This window comes from Thermodesulforhabdaceae bacterium (assembly GCA_037482015.1).
GTDB lineage: Bacteria > Desulfobacterota > Syntrophobacteria > Syntrophobacterales > Thermodesulforhabdaceae > JAOACS01.
Map to the genome: position 1 here is coordinate 208861 of JBBFKT010000003.1, position 24742 is coordinate 233602.

Consider the following 24742-nt stretch of genomic DNA (forward strand, 5'->3'; position numbering starts at 1 on the left):
AACTCTGCCATGCTAACTAAGCTTTTGGAATTTCTGAGGATCATCTTCGCCCCTTAAGCTACATTCTTCAAGCTGAGCCACAGGGAAAGTAGCTGTAAATATTGCATAATTTCCTTCCTGAAAACAAGTTAGCACCCCTCCCATATTTTTCACAAGACGGTAAGACAAAGGAAGTCCAATGCTTTTACCACCCTCTGAAAACGGCAAAAACACTGATTCACAATTTAATTCTTCCCCGGGTTGTAAAGGTGTAATGCACTGAATGTGGACGTGGTTTTCAGTCGCAAAGGTTATTACTCTGAATTTCTTCTCGCACTTACATCCATCTATGGCATTTCTAAAAAGGTTTATAAGGACCTGAAGAAGCATATTCGGATCAACGAAAATGTATGGCATATATTGACCAAGGGAAAGTTCACACTCTACCCCTTTCTGCTCCATTTCGGGCAACAGGAGTTCATAACAGCGAGCAACCATCTCGTTAGCATTAAGGCAGGCTCGACGAGCCTCCACTGGCTGTAGATATTGTCTAATGCGGTTTAAGAGTTGTTCTAATCTGTGCACTTCTTGCAAAATAATATCGGCTTCTTTCAATTCCGGATATTTTTTCTTGATTCTTCTGGCAAACCCGCCAATGGATGTTAGAGGATTGCGGATTTCATGAGCTACTTCGGTGGCAATAGCTCCAAGAGTTTTGAGCTTTTCCCCTTGAACAAGAGATTTCTCATAAAATACTCGATCGGTTATATCCACTACAATACCATCCATCTCACAGACACCTGAATTATCCAGATAAAGTGGGAGAGATTGGACCAGAGTGTAAACAATATGTCCACTTTTATGTATAAAACGGCATTCCTCTTTGAAAGGGGTGCATTCGCCCCCGAAAAACCTCAAAAAAGATCTCCTCAACCGCTCTCTATCCTCAGGATGAACAATTCTCTCAAACCACCTTTCGTCCTCTGTAATTTCATCGGAAGTATAACCCAGAATGGTTTCCAAAGTTTTGTTAACAAACGTAAGCTGAAGATCACGGTTTATGGAAAAAATTATAAGAGGCACATTTTCAACCAACCTCGAATATCTCTCCTCGGTCTTTTCAAGTTGCTTGCGAATGCGAACTCGCTCTTCAAAATGACTTAGACAAAAGGAAATTTCGTCCACAGAAAAGGGTTTTTTAAGATAATCGGAGATACCAATTTTGATTGCCTTTACGGTATCATCAAGAGACCCGTATCCGCTAACCATAATAATCTCTATGCGAGGATTGTAGCGCTTAAGAAGAGAAATAAGTTCCAGTCCGCTCATCTCCGGCATTTGAACGTCGATAAAAGCCAGAGAAAAGGCTTCTTTTTGAGCATGATAAAGAGCTTCTATAGGATTCTGGTAATAAACCGCTTCATAACCTCTGGAATTTATTGTATGAGCAAGAAAGGAACCCACTACAGGATCATCATCCACGATGAGCACTTTATCTTTTTGCTCTGTCTTCCTATCTCGCTGCCAGTTCATTATTTTTAAGCCCTGCAACTCGGTTTATATTTCTTCAAGCTCCAATATAATAATATCGCACAGCTTTCGCATTTCTTCCACCATCTTTTACAAAACCGCAAATAATTTGCAACTTAAACGCTCAAATATGTTATCTTTTCTTGAACAGCACTACTACCCTTTCAATCCCGCCCGGAAGTGAGTAAAAGAGCAAATCCGTGGTTATGCTTTTTTCCCATTCATATTCCAATATCCCTCTTGAAAGGCTCTTTTCAGCAAGGTGAGGCGTGCTCCAACAAGCTATAACACCTCCATCTTTGAGCCCTTCTCTGAAAAGACCTTCTATTTCCTTATGTTCCAGCTTTAGCGCTCTGACAGTAACAAGATCAAACTTTTCAGATTCCTGTTTAATCGCTTCCTGCCATTTCAACTGCTCGACTCTAATATTCTTCAACCCCGCATAAGCTATAAAGCTTTTAAGAAAACTAGCCTTACGCCTGCGAAGTTCACAAAGGGTAACATCAAGTTCTGGCGAAAAAATCTTTATGGGGATGCCAGGAAAACCGGCTCCAGATCCTATATCAAGGACTCGCCCAACCCTAGGAAGCCATCGGCACGCCGGAATAATCGCATCAAGGTAATGCTTAAATATAAGATCTTCCCAGGTTTCCACTGCCGTAAGGTTTGTAACCCTATTCCAGAAAAATACCCATTCAGCGTGAAGCCGCAAAAGCTTAATTTGCTCATCATTTAGAACACATCCAGCTTCTAAAGCATTCCTGGCCAGCTTTTCCGAAAACCATGGTGGAGCACTGGGAATAGATATCATCCTGACTACTCAGTTCCTAACCTGTATTCTTGCAAAATGATAATTTACATTCCCATTTTCCTATCCTGCGAGAATGGCTATAGAAACATAAGCGGGCGCACCCACCCAAAGTGCGCCCCTTACACAAATCTTTTTAACACTATTGCGGGCAGGGATAAATGGCAGAATTATAAAAGGAGAAGGTTATTATCACTTAATTTATTGATCATCGGGCTGAACGAATTCTTCTCTAATAAGCTGTCTGGAAATAGAGTAAGGATCAAGTTCTTTCTGGAAAATCTTTTCTGCTATAGCTTCAAGGCTTTCTCCCCGCCTTTCAATACGCCTTACCATCTCTTTGAAAAGTTCATCCCTTAGAGTTTCAGAAAATTGATGAAGCGTGCGTTTAAGCATAACTTTCCGAAATTGTTCTGGTTTTTGAGTGGTTAGGTAGGCACGGTGACGATCAATAGCTTCACACAATTCTTCGATACCTATGCCTTTGTGAGCCTGAGTTTCCACGATGGGGGGCTCCCAATCGTCGGCTTCCCCGATGTCCATCCTGAATCGCCTTCCCATTTCAAGAAGATTCCGAAGTTCCTGAACGGTCTTCTTGGCACCCTCACGATCAGCCTTATTAACCACAAAGATGTTTCCAATTTCCATAATTCCAGCCTTAATGGCCTGGATATCGTCCCCGAGACCTGGAACACTCACTACTATGGTTGTGTGGGCACAATCGGCAATTTCCACTTCCCCCTGACCAACTCCTACAGTCTCTACAACGATTATATCTTTTCCCATAGCATCAAAGACTGTAATCATATCGTGAGTCGATTTAGTCAGCCCACCAAAATGACCTCGAGTTGCCACACTCCTGATGAAGACATCCTTGTCGAGAAAATGCCTCTGCATGCGAATCCTATCACCAAGGATGGCGCCTCCACTGAATGGACTGGTAGGATCTATAGCAATGATCGCCACAGTTTTTCCAATTTTTCGGTAGTAAGCCGTTATCTGATCAACCAGGGTGGACTTTCCTGCTCCAGGAGGACCAGTAAATCCTATTACGTATGCCTTACCTGTGTGAGGATAAAGCTCCTTAAGGATACTCCTGGTAGATGGAATCTGATCGTCAATATCTCTAAGAAGTCGAGCGACCGCTCGAACATCTCCTCTCAATACTTGATCCACTATCTCCATGAGAACACCTCTTTTGTTATTTAATTCGCCGTATAGGCTTAAAAACTGTCTAGCTCTCGCTAGTTTGCATCTTCAATCGTTCGCATTAATATTTCAGGGGCGCAGTGTGCTGCTACGCCCCTGCTTTTGCTCTTGCTTCCTAAGCCGCTACCTTTCTAGGCTTAACGTTTTCCCTGACCCATTTTATGATGTCTTCAAGTTTTGCACCAGGCGTAAAGATTTCTTTAATCCCAATGGATTTCAATTTCGGGATATCCTCAAGCGGGAAGATACCTCCTCCGACCACAACAATATCCTCAGCATTATTTTCCTTGAGAAGCTCCATAATGCGCGGGAATGAATAATTATGAGCCCCCGAAAGGATGCTAAGCCCTATCATATCCACATCTTCCTGCAGAGCGGTCTGGACAATCTGTTCTGGAGTCTGATGGCATCCCGTGTAGATCACTTCAAATCCTGCGTCTCTCAATGCCCTGGCTATAATTCGTGCACCTCGATCGTGTCCATCCAGTCCCGGCTTTGCAACAAGTATTCTGAGTTTTCTTTCATTTCCCATCTTATGTTCCTCCTCCACTTTTTAAAACGATGCAGGATCGGTATAAGTGCCAAAAACTTCTCGATAGACATCACAGCATTCCTGCTCCGTAGCTCCAGCTTTAACCGCTTCGATGAGAGCCGGCATAACATTATTCTCCCAACAGGGCTTCCCTTCACAGCGGCGGCGAAGTTCGTCAAGAGCCTTCTGAAGTTTAACCTTATTGCGTTTCTCCTTGAATTTATGGAGCCGCTCGATCTGGAGCCGCTCAATTTCCGGATCGATCTTGAGAACTTCAAGCGGTGGGATCTCGGAGGGGAACATATTGATTCCAATAATGGCCTTTTCACCTCGCTCCACCTGTTGCTGGAAGCGATAGGCACTTTCAGCTATTTCCATCTGTGGATAGTTCTTTTCTATGGCCGCTACCATGCCACCCATTTCGTCAAGCTTCCGAATATATTCGTTAGCTTCTTCCTCCATCCGATCAGTTAAAGCCTCGAGATAATAGGAACCTGCAAGAGGATCAATAACATTCGCCGCTCCTACTTCATAGGCAAGGATTTGCTGAGTTCTAAGAGCGATCTTAACAGCAAATTCGCTGGGAATCATGTAAACTTCGTCAAGAGAATTGGTATGGAGCGACTGACAGCCTCCAAGTATAGCAGCTAGAGCTTCGGTAGTTGTGCGAATAATGTTGTTGTAAGGTTCTTGCGCCGTCAGAGAACATCCTGCTGTCTGAACATGGAAACGGCACATCATTGATCTAGGATTCTGAGCTTTGAAGCGATTTTTCATAATGCGAGCCCACATACGGCGGGCAGCTCTCATCTTGGCTATTTCTTCAAAAAAGTCTATATGGGAGTTCCAGAAAAAGGAAAGTCTGCCTGCAAAGTCGTCCACATTGAGCCCGCGCTTGATACATTCTTCCACATAAGTAATACCATCATAGATAGTAAAGGCTAGCTCCTGGACCGCCGTAGCACCGGCTTCGCGGATGTGATAACCGCTGATGCTTATGGTGTTCCATCGAGGCACCTCTCGAGTGCCAAATTCTACAGTATCCACAACCAGCCTAATGCTTGGTTCCGGAGGAAGCATAAGGGTCTTCTGAGCTATAAACTCTTTAAGACAGTCGTTCTGGATGGTTCCACCCAGCTTTTTTCTTGAGTAGCCTTCATTCTCAGCATTGGCAATATACATTGCCCATATGACCGAAGCTGGCGGGTTAATGGTCATGGACGTAGTAACTTCCTCAAGGTTAATTCTCGCAAAGAGTCTCTGCATGTCATCTATGGTGTCAATAGCAACACCACAACGTCCACATTCACCTCGAGCAAGGGGAGAATCGGTGTCATAACCCATTAGAGTAGGAAAATCAAAGGCTACACTCAGGCCGGTTTCACCGTGGTCAATGAGATAGTGGAATCTCTCGTTAGTTTGTTCGGCCGTTCCCAACCCGGCAAACATTCTCATCGTCCAGAGTCGTCCTCTATACATCGTTGTCTGAACGCCTCTGGTGAAAGGATAGCAACCGGGAAAGCCTATGTCTTCCATGAAATCCTTATTCTTGATGTCAAGCGGCGTATATAGGTTCTTCACCTCCATGTCAGAAACCGTTGAAAACCTTTCCAGCCGCTCAGGAAGCTTCTGCAAAGCCTTCTCATACTCATGAAGCCATTCTTTGTATTCCTGCTCAATCCGTTCGATGGCAGACTCTGAAAACATCTTTGTTCCCATCAGTGTTCCCTCCTCAGATAAATTTGTCGCTTCCAAGCAGAATCGGGCGTAATTATAATCCCCCTCCGACGCCTTCCCCAGAGGGAGCAAAGAAATCTTCGCTTCATTTCTAAATACAAAAGACCCTTCGGCTCCGAATCAGAAAGCAAAAAATAATGACTTCCCTTAGTCATCCAAACTCCTGATACGGACAACCGAAAAATATTTTTTCCTAGGTGAGAGTCCAAATGCCGGCGCACTCACCTGCTTCCCCCAGAAAATTTCAAAACGAAGCGAAGATAACATCATAACCGCCTGCTGGTAAGGGCATCGATGCCCAAATAAAATTTTTCTACACTTTCTCCGCCTTTCCTGCCATAGTCAGTTCACTAAAAGTTAAACCGGCTGTTATTGCGTGTCAAACTATTTTTAAAATTAAGCAACCGGAGGTTAACAGTGGCAAATCGAGTGTTAGTAACAGGCGGAGCAGGTTTTATAGGAAGCCACATAGTGGATAATCTCGTCCGAAACGGTTACGAAGTGGCGGTGCTGGACAATTTCGGCACAGGAAAGCTGGAAAATCTTTCAGAAATCATTGATAAAATAAAAATTTTTGAAGGAGACATTACAGACCGCGACCTGGTTTTTGAAGTTTTCAAGACCTGGAGACCATCCATCGTTTCCCACCAGGCGGCTCAGGCTTCGGTAAAAATATCCATGGAACGCCCGGCTTTTGACGCTCTTGTAAACGTCGTGGGGGGAGTAAACGTGCTTGATGCATCCGTTGCCACAGGTGTAAGTCACTTCATCTTTGCCTCCACCGGGGGAGCAATTTACGGTGAAGTGCCCGAAGGCGAGGCTGCTCAAGAAGAATGGCCTCTTAACCCCAAAAGCCCCTATGCTGCAGCAAAAGCGTCTTTTGAAATCTACCTGAAAGTCTATAACGCCCAGTTTGGCTTGCCCTTCACGGTGCTGCGTTATGCTAACGTTTACGGTCCCAGACAGGATCCTTTCGGAGAAGCCGGTGTTGTGGCTATATTTACAGAGCGGCTTATAAATGAAAAGCCTGTAACTGTTTTTGCACGCCGCACGAAAGGTGATGTTGGTTGCATCCGGGATTATGTGTTCGTAGATGATGTGGTAAATGTCCACAGGTTGGTGATTTCTCAGCGGCTTGAAGGAGTTTTTAACGTCTCTACAGGAACGGGAAAAACCACCATGGAAGTGCTCGAAGCCATAGCTAACACTCTAAATTGCCGTCCAACAATCAATTTTGAAAATCCCAGACCGGGAGATCTAGAAGTTAGCGTTCTCGATAATAGCTCCATCAGTAAGTTGTTTTCTGCATGGACCGATTTCCCCGAAGGAATCGCTAAAACCGTAAAGTGGTTTCTGGAAAAAAGGTAAGACCGTGCTGTTAGGCAGGAAATCTTTCTGAAGCGGTTTAGACAAACGGTAATAAAAAGTGGCACTGATCCTGCTTGTAAATCCCTGGGTTACCGATTTTGCAGCCTATGATTTCTGGGCAAAACCGCTGGGACTACTTTTTATCGGATCTCTGCTATCATCAAGCGGGCACGACGTGGTGCTTTTAGATTGTATGGATCGCGGGAAAGCTCAACAGGCAAAAAACGTTATCCCCGGACAGGATAGATTTTACGGCACAGGAAAGTATCCCAAACGACCAATCGATCCGCCCGAGCCTTACAAAGGCTTTCCGAGAACCTATTATCGTTACGGCATAACTGAAGATATCTTTGACAAAATACTCACAAAACTTCCGGAAAAACCTCGACTTATTATGGTCACTTCCATCATGACTTACTGGTATCCCGGGGTTCAGCAAACCATAGAGCGGCTAAAACTGCATTTCCCCGATGTGCCCGTCTGGCTTGGAGGAATCTACGCCAAACTATGTAAAGAACATGCCATTCAGTTTTCTGGAGCCGATCGAGTCATAGACAACCCTACAAACCATCTTCCAGACATCCTGGAAAAAGAAGCTGGAATTACAATCAGAAACAGAGATCAATGGCAGAATTTATCTCGCTTTCCGCATCCTTTCTGGAAAGCCTACGAAAAGCTCTTCTACGGAGTGCTTCTTGCCAGTGTTGGCTGCCCCTTTTCCTGCCCTTACTGTGCATCGTCTGCATTGCAGCCAAAAATGGCCATCCGCTCAACCGAAAGTCTCTACGAAGAAATTATGATGCTCAATAACCGAAACGTCTGCGACTTCGCCTTTTATGACGATGCTCTGCTTATTTATGGCTGGCAGAGTGTAGCACCTCTCCTGCGACGTCTCATCAGCGAGAGACGTTCTTTCAGATTCCACACCCCCAACGCAATTCACATAAGAGCCATTGACGAGGAAAAAAGCGAACTTCTTTTCGCAGCAGGTTTTAAAACCATACGCCTGGGGCTGGAAACTTCATCCCCGGTTCATCAAAAAACCTGGGGGAATAAGGTTGAAAACCGTGAATTTATAAAAGCCGTAAAAATTCTGAAAAAAGTCGGTTTTACCACTTACCAGATCGGAGTATATCTTCTTTGCGGTGTTCCAGGTCAAAAGCCAGAAGATGTTCGGTTTGCCGTAGATTTTGTGGCAGAACAGGAAGTTCTTCCTTTTATTGCAGAATACTCCCCTCTCCCCGGAACCAAACTATGGGAAGAAGCTTGTCGTATTTCTTCCTTCGATTTAGCCAGAGAACCGCTCTATCACAACAATTCTTTCTTTGCCTGTAGAAACAAAAACTTTACTTACGAAGACATGGTGGAAACTAAGAACTACGCAAGGCGAGCAAGATCTCTTCTTACAAGCACATCAATAGCCGCTTCGTCGTAAGCGGTAACAGTGGAAGACAACCTTCCCTCAATTCTCTCCCTTAAAGACTGGTAAGCTTTTCCCCACAACTCCGTTACATTGCTTGAATCTTGAGGATACCTGGCCATCCCAGAATAAAACTCTATCTGACAGCCAAACTCTTTTCCCAATCCGAGCCTGTGTAGAAAATATTCGCACTTCTTAATATCGAAGGAATTGACCTGCTCCAGAAGAATACCAAGCCGATTTTCCCCAAGATGCCCAATTATTGCACGCTCACCAAGCACTTCTTTCTGTAAAGCGTTCACGATCCTGTGATTTATGAGCGACAACTCCGAAGGCATAACCATGCTGCAAAGCTTCAAATAGGGTTCCCATTGTATAACAACAAGAGTCAAGTTGTAGTTATTACCAACAGCGTGTGAAAAACATGATTGAACATATTCTTCAAAGGCTCTAATGTGTAAAAGTCCTGTGAAGCAATCATACTTTAGAAGATGTTCGCACTTTTCCTGCAAAACAAACCTATCAACTGCCATCAGGAAATGTCTGAATATTCTGTCCACGGTATAAACGTCGTCTGAATCCCATAATCGTCCTGTTTTGGAAAGCAACGCAAGCACCCATTCACTCCCTGCCGTTGTGCCGTATAACCCAAGCAAAGATCCTTCACGGGGAATTGGTTCTCCAGGCGCAAAGAGGAAATGATTTCCATACCGTTTTCCATTAAACTTAGAAATCACTGTCAATTTTTTTCTGCCGAAGACATAATCAACCAATCCGCCAGAAATTTTCTTCTTGCTGTAAGGCAAAGAAAAAGCTGGAAAAGAAGACCTAATTTGAATCTGTCCTCCGGGCAAATCTCGACTTACCAAAAACACCCAATCAGCACCGGTAAAATTAGAAATCTTACCAAGCAGAGCATCCAGAGTCTGTGGCTTCAACAAATTGGCCGATTCAATCAAACCGTCGGTTTCATAGAAGCAGGTGAGCATATCAACGTATTTATCGTGATTCAACGAATACTCGAGATTTTCAATAAGTTTCTCTATAAGGTTTGCAGCATTTTGCATGAGGCACATTTCTTTTCTGCCGAAATTCCATTTCTGTTTTGTATCGGCATAAAGAAGCCCTCTTCCAGAATCGATAGGTATTACACACAAAGCCTTAATAAGATCCTCACGGTTTGGCATGTAGAAGGGCACATAACTATGAATACTTTTGCTCGGGAGCCGTCCATGTTCTACAAGTCTGTTCTGCCTTAGCACCTCCCCCAAAATACCGCTTTGCTCAACTGGAATTATTATATCTCGGCGAAAACAATCACCAAGAGAATGACAAGCGATACAGGATAAAACCCCATTCTTTTTATCATGATCTACATAAGCAACCGTATGGGCTTCTAATGCGTTGGCAAGAAAACACACGGTTTTCTGAAGAATGCCATGATCTTCTACCATGTCTTCTGCCCCTTTCTCGAGCTTTTAACCCTTTAAAGCCACCCCCAAAAACTCTTTCTTCTCCCTAATCCCCATCCACGGAACTTTAGCTTGAAACAGGATATAATGGGAATATTATGGAGATGCAACAAATTTTATTATAAAATGTTCAAAAAAATGACACTCTGATGAGTCAAGGGAAAAACCTATGGGAAAAATTCGTATTTTACCAGATGCTCTCTGTCACCATATAGCCGCTGGAGAAGTTGTGGAAAGACCCGCTGCGGTCGTTAAGGAGCTTATGGAAAACAGCCTCGATGCGGGAAGTTCTCACATCATTGTCAGCTATGAGCGAGGAGGTATTAAATTCATCTCCGTAGTGGACAACGGAGAAGGCATGGATAGAGAAGACGCTTTGCTCGCTCTGGAACGCCACGCAACAAGTAAAATCAAAACAGTGGATGATCTTCATAGAATCAGTTCCTACGGCTTTCGCGGTGAAGCTCTTGCAAGCATTGCCGCTGTAAGCCGCTTTGAACTAATCACAAAAACATCTGAAGAAGACGTGGGAACTCGAGTTTACGCCGAAGGAGGAACCCTAAAATCAGTTGAACCTGTGGGCTGCCCTGTGGGATGTTCCGTTACCGTTAGTGATCTTTTCTTCAACGTCCCGGCGAGAAGAAAATTCCTTAAATCCGAAAACACCGAACGTCAGCATATTCTGGATCAATTTCGCCGACTGGCTATTTCTAATCCCCTTGTCCACTTTGAACTCTACGAAGGTAAAAAACCGCTTTTCAACTATCCCGCCACATCAGACCTCAGGGAGCGTATTTCGCAGGTCTTTGGTCTTAAAGCTTCCCAAAGCTTGATTTCCTTCCAGCTCGCTAGAGATGGAACAGCCGTTCGAGGTTATCTCGGGGATCCATCTCTAGGACGTCCCACACCTATTTCAATTTTTCTCTTCATAAACGGCAGACCCTTTAGAGACGCTCTCATACAGAAGGTCATTCGAGATTCCTGCAGATCTTTTGTCCCCGAAGGAATCTTTCCGTTTGTGGTGCTATTTATCGAAATGAATCCACAGGACGTGGATGTAAACGTGCATCCCACAAAACAGGAAGTAAGGTTCAAAAACACCGGGGCTATAATCGCTCTCATTAAAGACGCCATTATGGAAGGACGAACCGGGCATGAAAAAAAATCTCCCTTTCTGCTTGCACCATTACTGGATGCTTCAATTTCAACTACATCCGCTTCCCACTCTGGTATTTGCCTCAACGAAGAACCAAAAGCCCAAATCCTTATTTCAACATCTTTCAGAGAAAGCAAAGAAGATCTCCCCCTACCAACGGAAAAATTCGACTTCAGCCCTTTTACAACCAATCTTCACAGTTCCGAAGAAAAAGATATTCCTTTGCTCGATCCCGAAATTACCGAACGGAAAAATACCTTACCCCCTCCTGTAACTTCCTCTCAACCTGCCAAAAATAAGCTCGAACTTCCTTCCCTTACCGTCCTGGGAGTTATAAACAACACTTACATTGTTTGTTCGTCGCCGTCGGGTCTTGTGCTTATTGATTTTCACGCAGCCCATGAACGCATCATTTACAACAGACTTATCTCCCAGAGCCTGCCTCTTCCATCTCAACAGCTTGCTATCCCGTTCCTGCTTTCTCTGCTTCCCGAAGAGGTCGAAATGATCGAAAGCAGGCGATCCGATCTTCGTCTTCTGGGCTATGAGGTGGAACCCTTTGGAACCGACTCGGTTGCTGTTCGAGCCGTCCCGGCAGTTGATACAGGAATCCGGCACGAAGATATACTTGGCGAAATTATAAGAACCGGACTTGACGAAACCCAGAGTCAAGAGGCAAGACTACTTGAACGATTTGCAAGCACTGTAGCCTGCCATAGAGCTCTAAGAGCCGGAACTCCAATAAACCGCGAAACCATTTCCTGGCTGATGGATGAACTCCACCGTAATCCCCAGGTGCTCACCTGTCCTCACGGACGTCCTGCGTGGATTATCATCACAGAACAGGAAATAGCCAGGCGTTTTGGGCGGAGCCTATGAAGCTTTCCGGAAAATTCATTGTCATCCTTTCTGGACCGACAGCCGTGGGAAAAACCGAAGTGGCGCTTGAGATTGCTCAAGCCTTCGGCATGGAAATCGTAAATGCTGACTCTCTTCAGGTTTATCGCTTTCTGGACATCGGAACGGCAAAACCAACGGAAGAGGAGCGGCGTCTGGTTCCCCATCATCTCATTGATGTCGTTAACCCTGATGAAAATTTCGACGCCGGAACCTATCAGGAAATGGCTGATGATGTAATCCAGAAACTCTGGAATCGAGGCGTGGTGCCTCTCGTGGTTGGAGGAACAGGGCTTTACATAAGAGCTCTCACAAGAGGTATTTGCCAGATCCCTGATGATGATCATAGCAGAAAAGATCAAATCCGCCGGGAATTGAAACTCAGACTACAGGAAGATGGTTTGGCGACTCTTTACCAGGAACTTCGGAAAGTAGATCCTGAATTAGCCGCATCACTTCACTCTTCCGACACTCAGCGTATCCTCAGAGGACTCGAAGTTTTCCTCCTTACCGGAAAACCCCTTTCATATTTTCAAAAACAGCATCGTTTTGCTTCAGAACGTTACCACAGCGTAAAGATTTTCCTGTATCGAGATAAACAAGAACTTGCTAAACGAATCGAACTTAGAGTGCTTGAAATGATAGAGCGGGGACTATGCGAAGAAGTAATAAAGATACTCAACATGGGTTATTCGCCCGACCTTAAGCCCCTTCAATCCATAGGATATCGTCAAATCATCGAACACCTTGAAGGACGCATGAGCCTTGACGACGCCATAAGAGACATCCAGCTAGAGACAAAGCGCTACGCCAAACGTCAATTCACATGGTTTAGGAAGGAACCAGGATTCCAGTGGATTGATGCAAATCGGAGGGATTATCTACTTCAAATTTTGAAAAATAGTATTAAAAAAACCGTCTTTTTTCATCAAAAGACATAAAAGATTACTCCTTCACGACCCAATTATAGAGGGAAAATTTTTATAAAAATGGGCGTCAGAATAGCTGTTGCAACACCATTAAGGCATATTGCAAGTCCTCCGGTTGCACCTTCAATTTCTCCTTCTTCTATGGCTCGTGAAGTTCCTATCCCGTGAGATGCAGCTCCCATGGCGAGACCAAAGGGCACACCATTTTTTACTTTAAGTAGCCTGAGAAACACCGGTCCCATTACGGCTCCCAGAATTCCTGTTGCAATAACAATGGCAGCCGTTAAAGAGGGAATACCTCCCAGTTTTTCCGATATGCCCATAGCAATGGGAGTTGTTACCGATTTTGGGACTATAGAAACAATTACTTCTCTGCTGCCGCCCATAAAAAACGCAAGACCTGCGGCATTTATAATTCCAGATATGCTTCCGACCAGAATTGAAACTAAAATTGAAATGCCTCTCTTTCTTATTTCCTCTAACTGCAGGTAAAGTGGGACTCCCAGAGCCACAACAGATGGTCCCAGGAAGAAACTGATGATTTTGCCTCCCTCGAAATAAGTTGAATAGGGTATTCCTGTGAGTTTTATATATATCATCAGGAAGATTATGGAAATCATTACAGGATTTAGCCAGAAATACTTAAAGCGAAGATATATTTTCTGAGATAAGAAGAATACAGCAACGGTTATGAAAATAGAAAAGGCGTGAGTTTCCAGAAAGCTAATCACCTTGTCTCCTCTTGTCATCAAACTTTTTTTGCACAATACCTACCACACCAAGCACCACAAATGTGCTCAAAAACCACGATACTGAAATTGCGAGCCATTCTTTCTTTAAAAGATCAAAATAGACCATAAGTCCAACGCCAGGCGGAACAAAAAGAAGGGCAAGATTTTTTACAAGAATATCAGCAACTCCTTTCACTTTTGAAATATCTACCCAACCCCTGCTTAAAGAAAAGGTCAAGAGCACCATACCAATTACATTACCTGGCACAGGCAAATCGGCCGCTTTTGAAATAGCTTCTCCTATTATGAGAAAAAGGAATATGAAAAATAGCCCTTCTATCATACTCCTGATTCTGACAAAATGATTTCCGGTTTCTTTGCGAAGTAGTCCCTCACAAAAGTTATATGTTGCCGCATAGCCTCTTCCGCTCGTTCGGGATCTCTATTCTGAATAGCTTCAAAGATTGCTCTGTGCTGGGATATTATTATTTCGATGTTCTTTGGATTTTTGTAAAGACCCTGCAGATTCTGCTTAATGCCGAAAAACAGAATATCATACATACTTCGCATGATTCTTACCTGAACTGGATTTTTGGTTGCATAAGAAATGGCCATATGAAAAGACACATCTGCCTCATGTCCCAACCCGCCAGATTCCACGTCTTTTTTCATCTCTTCAAGACTTTCTTTAAGGAACTCAATATCCCTTTCATCAGCTCTCAAAGCCGCAAGAGATGCCGCATTACACTCAAGACCCATCCTTACCTCCAGAATCTCAACAAGGGACGCATTGTCTATGTCAAGAGCTTCAAGAAAAGGATTGCGTTCCGCTCTAGCGGGGTGACGGACGAAGGTTCCCTGACCCTGACGGTGTTCAAGCAACCCCATAGCGACCAGCCTGTTTATGGCTTCCCTTACCGTCTGACGACTTACTCCCAGCACCTCAGCCAGACTCCGCTCAGACATGAGCTTTTCACCAGACTTCAGATAACCTCGATATATTAACTCCATCAGTTGGTCACACACCTGATCGGAAATTTTCCTGGGTTTAATGGGCTTTAGAGGTATTGATGGCAGTGTCATAGGCTCTCCGCATAAAGTTCAATTATGTGTTTTACTGGTTTGCCGTTCCCAATTCTAGAAAGCATATCAGACAACTGAATCATACAGGCAGGACATGCAGTTGCAACTACATCTGCACCGGAATCGATAACGTTCTGTGCCTTCTTTAATCCTATTTTCTCAGATAGATTACCATACTCAAGACCGAAACTTCCACCAAGCCCACAACACGAATCAGAATCCAGCATCTCAACAAAATCGTAATTCGGCAAAGAATCAAGGATTTTTCTGGGCTCTTTCCATATGCCAAGAGATTTCTTCAAATGGCAGGGATCATGGTAAGTCGCCTTTGCCCGGTTATGAAATTTTCCAGAGTTTTCTATGTAGCCGTATTTAACAAGAAATTCTGTTAAATCCATCGTCTTTTGAGATAAACTTTTTACTTTGTCGACCAAGGCAGGGGTTTCTCCTTCCATCATAATTGGCCATATTTCTTTTATCACAGCCGTGCATGTGGCACAAGCAGTAACGAGCACATCATACTTCTCGCCATAGAAAACTCCGATATTTTTCATGACGAGAACATCAAAGGTAGATCTATCTCCTGCTGAAAGAGCAGGGATACCACAGCATGACTGATTTTCGGGAAGGTATATTCCTGCACCTTTTTTTTCCAGGATTCTGATTGTGGATTCCGCAACAGAGGGAAAAACTCTGTCGATAAGACATCCGGTAAATACCGCTACCGTAGGGCCATTTGACGCCGGGCGATAAAATGAAGGTAGCTTTTCATGAAAGGGTTCAGGAGCAAGCGGTTTTATATGTCTTTTTCCGATTAGGGGTAGAGGAATTCTGGAACAGGATGTTCCCACGACGGGATCCGCTTCTTTAAACAGGATTTTCTGACACTTAGCTGCAATATCTAGAACCCTGTGAAACCGTTCCGGTATTGAAAGAATCTTTCTGAGAATAAATCGCTTCAGGGGCGAAAGTCCCCTGTATTCTTCAATGATTGCTCTTGTCTTCAGAAAGATTTCTATGGATTTTACACCACTGGGGCACTGAGCCTGACAGGATCCGCAAAGCAAGCATCTATGTAACCTTTCGGCTACTCCATCGGGCTTTTCAAACAGCGCCTTTTTTAACCCATCAATAATTGCCAGTTTTCCGCGGGCTACATCGGTTTCCAGTCTTGTTTCTTTATAAAGTGGACAAACAGATTGACACATACCACAGCGCATACAGACGATGAGATCTTCTTCAAGACCTTCAAGCATGGTAATCAATCTAGTTATTGATGCCATTTGCTACTCCCTATATGAACCGTTAAGCCATAAAATTTTTCCGGGATTAAGTATATTGCGGGAATCCAGAGCCCTTTTTATACGCATGCTGTAAGAGATAGAGTCCCTTCCTATCTCCTTTGATAGAAACGGCGCCTTAGCTATGCCAATTCCATGCTCTCCAGAAAGAGTCCCACCAAGTTTTAGCGCTGCATCAAAAATAGCTTCCACGGCTTTTTCGACCCTTTTCCATTCCTCATGGTTGCGTTTGTCCGTGAGAATTGTTGGATGTAAATTACCATCTCCTGCATGACCGAATGTGCCGATTTTAACATCATATTCCTCTGCTATTTTTTGTATAGCCTGCACCATGTTGGGGATTTTGCTTCTGGGCACCGTTGCATCTTCGAGAACCACCGTGGGTCTGAGTTTAGCCAGTGCGGAGAGAGCACTGCGACGAGCTTCCCAGACTTTGTTTCTTTCTTCTTCGCTTTCCGCTACACGAATTTTAATAAATCCACACTCCCGACAAATTTTTTCAACTTTCCCGGCTTCGTCCTCAACCTGGGCAGGATGGCCGTCAACTTCAATTAGAAGCATAGCTTCAACATCAGTTGGAAGTCCTGCTCTGCTGAACCTTTCCACTGCATCAATGGTAAATTTATCCATAAACTCCAGAGTTGCTGGAATTACTTTTTCCGCTATGATGGCGGCAACGGTCTGGGATGCTGAACGAATATCGGCAAATAGTGCCATCATGGACTTTCTGGCGGGGGGCTGAGGTATGAGCTTGAGGGTTATTCGCGATATAACCCCCAGAGTGCCCTCCGATCCGACGAGCAAACCCGCAAGATTATAACCTGATACGCATTTTACCGTTTTTGACCCTGTTTTGATTAAATTCCCTTCAGCGCTGAAGAATTCAAGTCCCAGGACGTAATCTTTTGTAACTCCGTATTTAAGTCCCCGAATACCTCCTGCATTTTCAGCTACATTTCCTCCCAGGGTTGATACAGCCTGACTTCCCGGGTCAGGAGGGTAAAAAAGACCCTGTTTTTCGACGGCTTTAGCCAGATGAGCTGTTATTACTCCGGGCTGAACCACCGCATACATGTCTTCGGTGTTGAGTTCGATAATTTTGTTGAGCCTTCCGGTAAGGAGGACGATTCCCTTCTCATGGGGCACGGTTCCGCCACTCAGGTTTGTTCCTGCGCCGCGGACTGTGAGGGGAATACTGTTTCGGTGACAGTAGGAAACTACCATGCCCATTTCTTCTTCGCTTTCGGGCTGAACCACTGCAACTGGTATGACCTGTTCAACAACTGCTGCATCATAGGAGTAGGCTACCTTATCTTCTGGGGCGGTGAGAACTCTGTCGTTTCCTAACATTGTCTTCAGATCTTTGATTAAAGCCTTTTCGGACATATCGAATCCTCCAGATGGTCTTATGTCATTATGGTATAACCACTGTAACTTCTTTCTTGACACCCTCTATCATATAGACTATTCATTCGAATGGCAACCATAAATAACAATGTTTTGCGGCTTCCATGTCTAAAGGAAAGGATGTCAGTCCAATGGTCAGACATCAATCGGCATCAGTGCCTACCCGGGCAAAGCCTTATAAATGCCTTAACAAAAAGGAGGGTTAACCATGAGAAAAGTTTTATCCCTGACCACATTTATAGCCCTTGTTTTCCTTTTTGGTTTGAATCCTTCAATGGCGGAAAAGGCGGAAAAAAGAGAAAAATTCGGTGTCGATAAGCGTCACGAAATAGCAAAAAAAGTTGAATTTCAGCCTTCTACTCAAAAGTTTAAATGGAAAATGGTTATGCCATGGGCCAAAGGGCTTCTCTTTTACGACATCGCTGTTCATTTTTGTGATAGCGTGAGACTTGCATCAGGAGGTCGTCTGGACATAAGACCCTACTCTGAGGGTGAACTTGTGCCGGCTATGCAAACCTTTGATGCCGTTGTTCAGGGCACAGCCGAAGTGGGACATGACTGGCCCGGCTACTGGAAGGGTAAAAATGAAGCTTTCGTTGCCTTCGGCTCCGTGCCTTTCGGCCTTGATGGAGAAGGCTACAATATATGGCTCTATGAAAAGGGTGGTCTTGAGATGATGCAAGAACTCTACGGTCGCTACGGACTGCATGCGCTTCCCTGCGGACAGCTGGGACAGGAAATGGGTCTCTTTTCAAATAAAAGAGCCGAAAAAATGGAAGATTTCAAAGGGCTTAGAGTCAGAACTGTCGGGTGGTATATGGACATTCTCAACATGCTTGGAGCGTCGGTCAGTCCTCTTCCCGGAGGCGAAATCTATCTTGCTCTGGAACGAGGTGTAATTGATGCGGCTGAGTTTTCCTCCCCGGCGATCAATTATCCTATGGGGTTTGATGAAATCACAAAATATGCAATCCAGCCCGGTGTGCATCAACCGGGGATTCAGTGTGCTGTCTTCTTCAATAAGAAAGCGTGGGACAGCTTGCCTGAAGATCTTAAATGGATCGTTGATATTGCTGCCAAAGAGACTCAGCTCTGGGCTTATAACTGGATAAACAGCCTTAACGCAGAAGCAATTAGAAGATTTAAAGAAAAGAAAATCGAAATTGTGAAAATGAACAAAGAAGCTCTCATATCCTTCAGAAAAACCACCAAAGAGTATCTCGACTCGCTCAAAGAAAAACATCCGGATGTGAAGAAAGTTCTTGAAAGCCAGGAAGCTTTTATAAAGGAATTTGCCGATTGGCGCGATGCCAGAAGCGGTGCTACTCCCTGGCCCTACGATATTTACATATCGGGACGCACAACCGAATAAGTCTTTCATCAGGGGAGGGTTGCTCCCTCTCCTGAAACTCTCAATGAGGGTCAATCATGGAAAAGGGTAAGGATTTGTCAGGAAAAGTCCTGAACTGTTTTATCTGGACGGGAGAAGTTTCTTCGCTCCTTATCATCCCCCTGGTTCTGGTTGTCGTTCAGGAAGTTATAAGAAGATATGTTTTTAACGCTCCCAGCATCTGGGGATTTGAACTGACAACCTTTTTATACGGAATCCACTATATGCTGGGACTTGGCTATACGGAGCATTACGAAGGCCACGTGAAAGTTGATATAGTCACTTCCAGATTTTCCAAAAAGACTAAAGCTCTTATGGAAATTCTTACCTACGGTCTAATGTTTATCCCGCTAATGACTCTTTTAATGGTTTGGTCTTTTAAGTTTGCTTATGTTTCAACAATCCAGAACGAACTCAACTCAACAAGCTGGGCTCCGCCCATCTACCCCATAAAAGGACTTATGGCTCTTGGTTTCTTTTTCCTGTGGTTTCGAGGTGTTTTAAGGCTTATTGAGAAAGTTCAAGAATACCGAAAATTATCCAGGAGATAGCATTGATGAGTCCGGAGATTCTTACCCTGTTAATGTTTGTTGCTCTTATCATTGCTATTGCTTTCGGGCACCCTCTAGCCTTTACCCTGATGTGGGTTGCTACGATTTTCGGATTAATAGATAATGGCTTTAATGTTCCAGCCTTATTTGACCTGTTCGTTAATAACGCCTGGGGCATTATGAACAACTACGTTCTCGTAGCGATACCTCTCTTCATCTTCATGGCGCAACTCCTGGACAAGTCAAGAGTTGCCAAAAAGCTTTTTGATGCGCTCTACATCGTCCTTGGTGGTATCCGTGGAGGCCTGGGGCTTGCCGTGGTTGTAGTGTGCACAGTTTTTGCCGCAACAACAGGTATTATTGGAGCATCTGTTGTTGCCATGGGGCTTTTAGCAACACCCGCCCTTTTGCAGAAGGGCTATCAGAAGGAACTCACGAGTGGAATCATATGCGCGGCGGGAACACTTGGCATCCTCATCCCTCCCAGCATTATGATGGTTGTTTACGGTGGGTTGACCGGACTTAAAGAAACCTCGGTGGGAAATCTCTTCGCGGGAGCCGTCATACCAGGTCTGATCTTATCAGGGCTGTATTTTTTCTACATACTCATACGTTGCACTCTTAATCCATCCCTTGGTCCCCCCATATCAAAGGAAGAATCATCCAGGTATACAACTTCCCAAAAATTGGCTATGACTCTTAAATCTTTGCTTCCTCCACTGGCGCTAATTTTTCTGGTAATGGGAACGATCCTTCTGGGCATTGCCACTCCCACAGAAGCAGCAGGCATGGGTGTGCTTGGAGCTTTTTTTCTGGCTCTCTTCAATAAAGCCTTAAACTGGGAGATGTTGAAAAGCTCTTCTGTAGCTACTCTGCGCATAACCTGCATGGTCATGATGCTCTTCATCGGAGGAAAATGTTTCAGCACGGTTTTTCTCAGCATGGGTGGAGGAGATGTGGTTTCCGACTTCCTCATAGGAGGAGGCCTTAACAGATGGGTTGTCCTATTCATAATGATGGCAATAATTTTTATCATGGGTATGTTTATCGACTGGGCAGCTATTTTACTGGTAACCGTTCCCATCTTTATGCCCATAGCTATGGAATTAGGCTTTGATCCTCTCTGGTTTTCCATGCTCGTGTGTGTTAATCTGCAAACATCCTTCCTTACTCCTCCCTTTGGATATGCGCTGTTTTACTTTGCAGGGGTAGCGCCAAAAGAATATAACATGATGACCATTTACAGAGGCATTGTGCCCTTCGTAGGATTGCAGCTTCTGGGGTTGCTTATAGTTGCCATCTTTCCTAAAACTGTTACGTGGCTTCCTTCTTTGTTCTTCCGCTAAAACCCGGCAAATTAATCAGGAGCTAAGGGGATGAGCAGTTTAATCGAAACATTTATAAACAGGGCGAAAGCGGTCCAGACGGAAGTCTTAATAGCCGGTGCTCTTGGTGATGCCTGTGAAAAGCTCGTTTCATACTTGAAAGAGACCGCCATCAAGCATGTTGTTTTAAGCGGTTTTGATTCTCAGGTGACAGATTTGATCCTGAAGCGGTTGTCTGCAGAGGGAATAGAGTGTTTCAACGGTTCCGTGAGAGATTGTCTTCCCGGATTCCTGTGTTCTGTTACTCCCGGTCATGCAGGAATTTCTGAAACAGGAACGATAATAATTGAAAGCACATCAGAAAATGTGAGGCTGGCATCAATGCTTGCAGATCACCATATAATTCTCTTGCCCGTTTCGGCTCTTTACGGAGAACTTCCTGATGTAGAACCGATTCTTGAAAAGATGGTTAAAGGAGATTCTTTATACGTTGCTTTTATTACGGGACCGAGTCGCACGGCGGATATAGAAAGGGTTCTTACAATTGGGGTTCATGGACCTAAAAGGGTTACGGTTATTTTATACGGGGAGTAATTTTAATGCACGGAGCACCTGCCAGCATAAAAGAATACCACCTGCGCTTGAAAAAGGCGCTGAAAAACGAATACCTAAGAAAAACCCTGGATAATTTTGCTGTGTCCTACAGAGAAGCACGTGAGCGGGCTTTTGAAGGAATTGATTTCGAGAAACTGCGACTGGAGCTTTCCTCATACCGTCAATCAGCGATTGAAAGGCTGGAAGAACTGTATAGTCGCTTCAAAGAAAAAGCCGAAGAATTGGGAGCGGTGGTGTATCGAGCTCGCACCGCACTGGAAGCTAACGATATTATTGAAAAAATTGCCAGAAAAGAAGGCGTTCAAAATATTGCAAAATCTAAATCTATGACTGCAGAGGAAATCTTTCTGAATGCTTATCTGGAAAAAAGAGGTTACCGTGTGGTGGAAACAGATCTTGGTGAATGGATAATTCAGCTTTGCGGTCACGGTCCTTCTCACATGGTTATGCCGGCAATTCATTTATGTCGGAGAGATGTGGCGGAAATTTTTCAAAAATATACCGGTCAGCCTATAGATCCCGAAGACATCGGGGAAATGGTGGCTCTTGCCAGGCGGGAGCTTAGAAAAGAGTTCATAAATGCTCAAATGGGAATATCAGGCGCGAACTTCGCTGTCGCTGAGACAGGAACTCTGGGAATAATCACAAATGAAGGTAACGCTCGCCTGGTAACCACTCTTCCACCGGTTCATGTTGCTCTGGTGGGACTCGAGAAGCTTGTCCCGGATATAAAAACGGCTTTGAGAATCGTCAGAGTTCTTCCCCGGAATGCAACAGGTCAGATCATCTCTACTTATGTAACCTGGATATCCGGTGCGGTTCCTTGGAATGGAGACAGCGGAAAACGCAAAAAGCTTTATATTGTTTTTCTGGATAACGGAAGAACTGGGATTGCAAGAGATCCTCTATTTGGTGAAGTGTTAAGATGCATCCGCTGTGGCGCCTGTGCGAATGTATGCCCGATTTACAGGCTTGTTGGGGGCCACAATTACGGTCACATATACATAGGAGCCATAGGGCTAATCCTGACTTATTTTTATCACGGTCCGGACAAGGATGAAACCATAGTTCGTAACTGTCTGAACTGTCAGGCATGCAAAGAAGTTTGTCCGGTTGGAATTGATTTACCCTATCTCATTAAGGAAACCCACAGAAAAGTCCTGGAACACAAAGCCATAAAGCCGGCAAAGAACTTAATTCTTTCTAAGATATTACAGGATCGCAGACTATTTCATTTTCTTCTGAGACGGGCGAGAATGATTCAAAAGCCCTTTGCTGACCCAGACGGTATGATTCGCCATCTTCCTCTTTTCTTTATGAAGGAACAAACATTCCGAAGCCTTCCTGTTATAACCTCCCATCCTTTCAGGGACAGATGGGCTTCCATAAAACCCAGGGTTGCATCGCCAAAAGAAAAGATCGCTTTCTTTGCAGGATGTCTTGTAGATTTTGTCTATCCGGAACATGCCGAAGATGCCATGAGGATTTTCCAGAAGCTTGGGATTTCTGTGGTCTTCCCTGAAGATCAGACCTGTTGCGGCTTGCCTGCTCTTATGGCTTCTGAAAAAGAGACCGCACGCATTGTAGCTCTCCAGAATATAAAAGCTTTCGCTAATGACGCTCATGATTGCCGCTACATTGTAACTCTCTGTGCTTCTTGCGCTTCACACATTAAGGAAAACTACCCCAGGTTGTTTGACAGAGCAGAAGAACAAAAAATAGCTGCTGAATTCTCCCGAAAAATAGTCGATTTCAGCTCTTTTGTGTTGAATTTTACTGAGGCACATCAGGAGCAGGTTTTTTCTGGAGCCGGCGAAAAAGTTACTTATCACGCTCCCTGTCATCTCTGCCGTGGACTTAAAGTCAGGGAAGCGCCTAGAAAATTGATTTCTTCTGCTGGCTATTCCTATGTGCCCTGTCCCGAAGAAGAGGTTTGTTGCGGGTTAGGAGGATCTTATTCTCTGGAATTTCCGGAAATTTCCCGGGAACTTCTTGAAAAGAAGCTCAATGACGTGCAGTCCACGGGGGCAAAATACCTGGTTACCGATTGTCCCGGTTGCGTGCTACAGCTTAGAGGTGGTATAGATCGGAGGGGAAATCCCCTGCGAGTTCTTCACATGGCAGAGTTACTGGCTCGAGTTATCAGATAGCCTGATTCTCGTTTTTTTGAGAAGGGGTTTTCCATGTCGCACATTTTAGCTGTTCTTTTCTGTTTGTAACTTCAATATGAGTTGTCGCTGTAATATGTGCAGAGGAGTAAAGAGATGAAGTATAGAATAGGCGAAACTGCAAGAGTTGTGGTTGCCAGATTTGAAGATGGAGATAACGTATTAAGTAACTTGATAGATTTAGCCAGAAAAGAAAACATCCGTTCAGCGGTTTTTTTCCTTTTGGGCGGCATGAAAAACTTGAAAGTTGTGGTAGGACCTCAAAAAGACGAAATGCCCCCTGTGCCTGTGTGGCGTGAACTTCATGATAGTCAGGAAATACTCGGTATCGGGACTATTTTTTGGGATAAAGATATTCCAAGAATCCATTTTCATGGAGCCTATGGAAAGCATGACAGAGTCACGGTCGGCTGTTTAAGAGAAATGGCGGAAACATTCCTTGTTCTGGAAGCTATAATAATCGAAATTAAGGGAATAGACGCTCAGAGAGAATTTGATCCCAGATCCGGATTAGTATTACTTAAATTACAGTAAGAATCTAGATAGACCGTTTAATCTAAATCTGTGAATTTTTCGGAATCATGTATTTCAAATATTTCTGAACAGAGGCTTACATCGGAGTTCTTACAGGTGGCGTCTGTCATATGAGAGTGTTCTAAAAACTCCGTAACCCAAGTTCGCCACTTTTTGTGGCGAACTTGGGTTAGTTACCCGAGTCCGGGAATGTCTCCCAGGCTGAGTTTCGTCCCTGCCTTTTCTATGTTTCGCCACCCCGTAAAGGAAGTTTTAGAACACCCTAATTAATAAAATACGGTGACCTTTTTCAAAAAATTTCGTGCCGTTTCGTAATCATTGTAGGGGCAGGTTCTTAACCTGCCCCTACAATAACAATCAATGATTCCGCTATAGGGAAATGTAAGGGGGTTTTTAGAACACCCTCTTAGATTGGCGTACTGCAGGGGCAAGGGATCCGTGCCCCTACCAGTCAAAACAATAGAAGATTGGACCTTTACAAATTAACTGGCTTAAGGTTTTTACATCTTCGTCATAAACAATGTTGGCTCATGTACAAACCTGGTGCAATAGAGTATACTATACTGGACTTTTTTCTTGGAGTTTATGTATGGAGTTCCC

The 24742-nt window shown here is 44.2% G+C and carries 21 protein-coding genes; 10 read left to right on the forward strand and 11 right to left on the reverse strand.

Annotated elements, in window-relative coordinates:
• Window positions 1-12: 12 nt before the first annotated feature.
• From WHS38_06355 to WHS38_06375, 5 genes are all read right to left on the reverse strand, one after another.
• Window positions 13-1512 carry a response regulator gene (locus WHS38_06355; protein MEJ5300593.1) on the reverse strand — a complete coding sequence of 500 codons (1500 nt, stop codon included), beginning with the start codon at window positions 1510-1512 and terminating at the stop codon, window positions 13-15.
• A gap of 130 nt (window positions 1513-1642) precedes the next feature.
• Window positions 1643-2320 (reverse strand): RsmG family class I SAM-dependent methyltransferase, encoded by a 678-nt coding sequence (locus tag WHS38_06360; GenBank protein ID MEJ5300594.1) that lies wholly within the window; start codon window positions 2318-2320, stop codon window positions 1643-1645.
• Window positions 2321-2518: 198 nt separating this feature from the next.
• A complete protein-coding gene (meaB, locus tag WHS38_06365) occupies window positions 2519-3502 on the reverse strand; it encodes a methylmalonyl Co-A mutase-associated GTPase MeaB (GenBank protein MEJ5300595.1) in 984 nt (327 codons plus the stop codon).
• 139 nt (window positions 3503-3641) lie between these two features.
• A complete protein-coding gene (locus WHS38_06370) occupies window positions 3642-4058 on the reverse strand; it encodes a cobalamin B12-binding domain-containing protein (protein MEJ5300596.1) in 417 nt (138 codons plus the stop codon).
• Between the two features lie 21 nt (window positions 4059-4079).
• Complete coding sequence (locus WHS38_06375) at window positions 4080-5777, reverse strand: methylmalonyl-CoA mutase family protein (protein MEJ5300597.1); 1698 nt, start codon at window positions 5775-5777, stop codon at window positions 4080-4082.
• Window positions 5778-6212: 435 nt separating this feature from the next.
• On the opposite strand from WHS38_06375, the gene WHS38_06380 reads away from it, so the two are divergent.
• Both WHS38_06380 and WHS38_06385 read left to right on the forward strand, forming a co-directional pair.
• Window positions 6213-7163, forward strand: coding sequence for an SDR family NAD(P)-dependent oxidoreductase (locus WHS38_06380; protein MEJ5300598.1), 951 nt, complete (start codon window positions 6213-6215; stop codon window positions 7161-7163).
• 58 nt (window positions 7164-7221) lie between these two features.
• Window positions 7222-8598 carry a B12-binding domain-containing radical SAM protein gene (locus tag WHS38_06385; GenBank protein MEJ5300599.1) on the forward strand — a complete coding sequence of 459 codons (1377 nt, stop codon included), beginning with the start codon at window positions 7222-7224 and terminating at the stop codon, window positions 8596-8598.
• Here the strand turns inward: WHS38_06385 and WHS38_06390 are convergent.
• The gene (locus WHS38_06390) at window positions 8541-10037 is read right to left on the reverse strand and encodes a hypothetical protein (protein MEJ5300600.1); all 1497 of its coding nucleotides are present in this window, start codon (window positions 10035-10037) and stop codon (window positions 8541-8543) included. The genes WHS38_06385 and WHS38_06390 overlap by 58 nt on opposite strands.
• 187 nt (window positions 10038-10224) lie before the next feature.
• Here WHS38_06390 and mutL point away from each other — a divergent pair, with 187 nt between their 5' ends.
• Together mutL and miaA are read left to right on the forward strand one after the other, a co-directional pair.
• Entirely contained in the window at window positions 10225-12090 is a 1866-nt protein-coding gene (mutL, locus tag WHS38_06395; protein MEJ5300601.1) for a DNA mismatch repair endonuclease MutL, read from the forward strand.
• Window positions 12087-13049 carry a tRNA (adenosine(37)-N6)-dimethylallyltransferase MiaA gene (miaA, locus tag WHS38_06400; protein ID MEJ5300602.1) on the forward strand — a complete coding sequence of 321 codons (963 nt, stop codon included), beginning with the start codon at window positions 12087-12089 and terminating at the stop codon, window positions 13047-13049. The genes mutL and miaA overlap by 4 nt, the downstream gene beginning before the upstream one ends.
• Before the next feature lie 23 nt (window positions 13050-13072).
• Here miaA and WHS38_06405 read toward each other — a convergent pair whose 3' ends face one another.
• From WHS38_06405 to WHS38_06425, 5 genes are read right to left on the reverse strand one after another with little or no spacing between them, the layout of a single operon-like run.
• Window positions 13073-13768 (reverse strand): LrgB family protein, encoded by a 696-nt coding sequence (locus WHS38_06405; GenBank protein ID MEJ5300603.1) that lies wholly within the window; start codon window positions 13766-13768, stop codon window positions 13073-13075.
• The gene (locus WHS38_06410; protein ID MEJ5300604.1) at window positions 13761-14111 is read right to left on the reverse strand and encodes a CidA/LrgA family protein; all 351 of its coding nucleotides are present in this window, start codon (window positions 14109-14111) and stop codon (window positions 13761-13763) included. The genes WHS38_06405 and WHS38_06410 overlap by 8 nt, the downstream gene beginning before the upstream one ends.
• Entirely contained in the window at window positions 14108-14851 is a 744-nt protein-coding gene (locus WHS38_06415; GenBank protein ID MEJ5300605.1) for a FadR/GntR family transcriptional regulator, read from the reverse strand. Before WHS38_06415 ends, WHS38_06410 begins: the two co-directional genes overlap by 4 nt.
• Complete coding sequence (locus WHS38_06420; GenBank protein ID MEJ5300606.1) at window positions 14848-16134, reverse strand: (Fe-S)-binding protein; 1287 nt, start codon at window positions 16132-16134, stop codon at window positions 14848-14850. Before WHS38_06420 ends, WHS38_06415 begins: the two co-directional genes overlap by 4 nt.
• 3 nt (window positions 16135-16137) lie before the next feature.
• Window positions 16138-17538 carry an FAD-linked oxidase C-terminal domain-containing protein gene (locus tag WHS38_06425; protein MEJ5300607.1) on the reverse strand — a complete coding sequence of 467 codons (1401 nt, stop codon included), beginning with the start codon at window positions 17536-17538 and terminating at the stop codon, window positions 16138-16140.
• A 229-nt stretch (window positions 17539-17767) separates the two neighbouring features.
• On the opposite strand from WHS38_06425, the gene dctP reads away from it, so the two are divergent.
• From dctP to WHS38_06455, 6 genes are all read left to right on the forward strand, one after another.
• On the forward strand, window positions 17768-18931 hold the full coding sequence (dctP, locus tag WHS38_06430; GenBank protein ID MEJ5300608.1) for a TRAP transporter substrate-binding protein DctP: 1164 nt from the start codon (window positions 17768-17770) through the stop codon (window positions 18929-18931).
• 56 nt (window positions 18932-18987) lie between these two features.
• Entirely contained in the window at window positions 18988-19500 is a 513-nt protein-coding gene (locus WHS38_06435) for a TRAP transporter small permease subunit (GenBank protein MEJ5300609.1), read from the forward strand.
• A 5-nt stretch (window positions 19501-19505) separates the two neighbouring features.
• On the forward strand, window positions 19506-20846 hold the full coding sequence (locus WHS38_06440; protein ID MEJ5300610.1) for a TRAP transporter large permease subunit: 1341 nt from the start codon (window positions 19506-19508) through the stop codon (window positions 20844-20846).
• Window positions 20847-20876: 30 nt separating this feature from the next.
• Window positions 20877-21419, forward strand: a complete 543-nt coding sequence (locus WHS38_06445) for a lactate utilization protein (protein ID MEJ5300611.1) — start codon at window positions 20877-20879, stop codon at window positions 21417-21419.
• A 5-nt stretch (window positions 21420-21424) separates the two neighbouring features.
• On the forward strand, window positions 21425-23590 hold the full coding sequence (ldhH, locus tag WHS38_06450; protein MEJ5300612.1) for an L-lactate dehydrogenase (quinone) large subunit LdhH: 2166 nt from the start codon (window positions 21425-21427) through the stop codon (window positions 23588-23590).
• 114 nt (window positions 23591-23704) lie between these two features.
• Window positions 23705-24142, forward strand: a complete 438-nt coding sequence (locus WHS38_06455) for a DUF296 domain-containing protein (GenBank protein MEJ5300613.1) — start codon at window positions 23705-23707, stop codon at window positions 24140-24142.
• Window positions 24143-24742 lie beyond the last annotated feature (600 nt).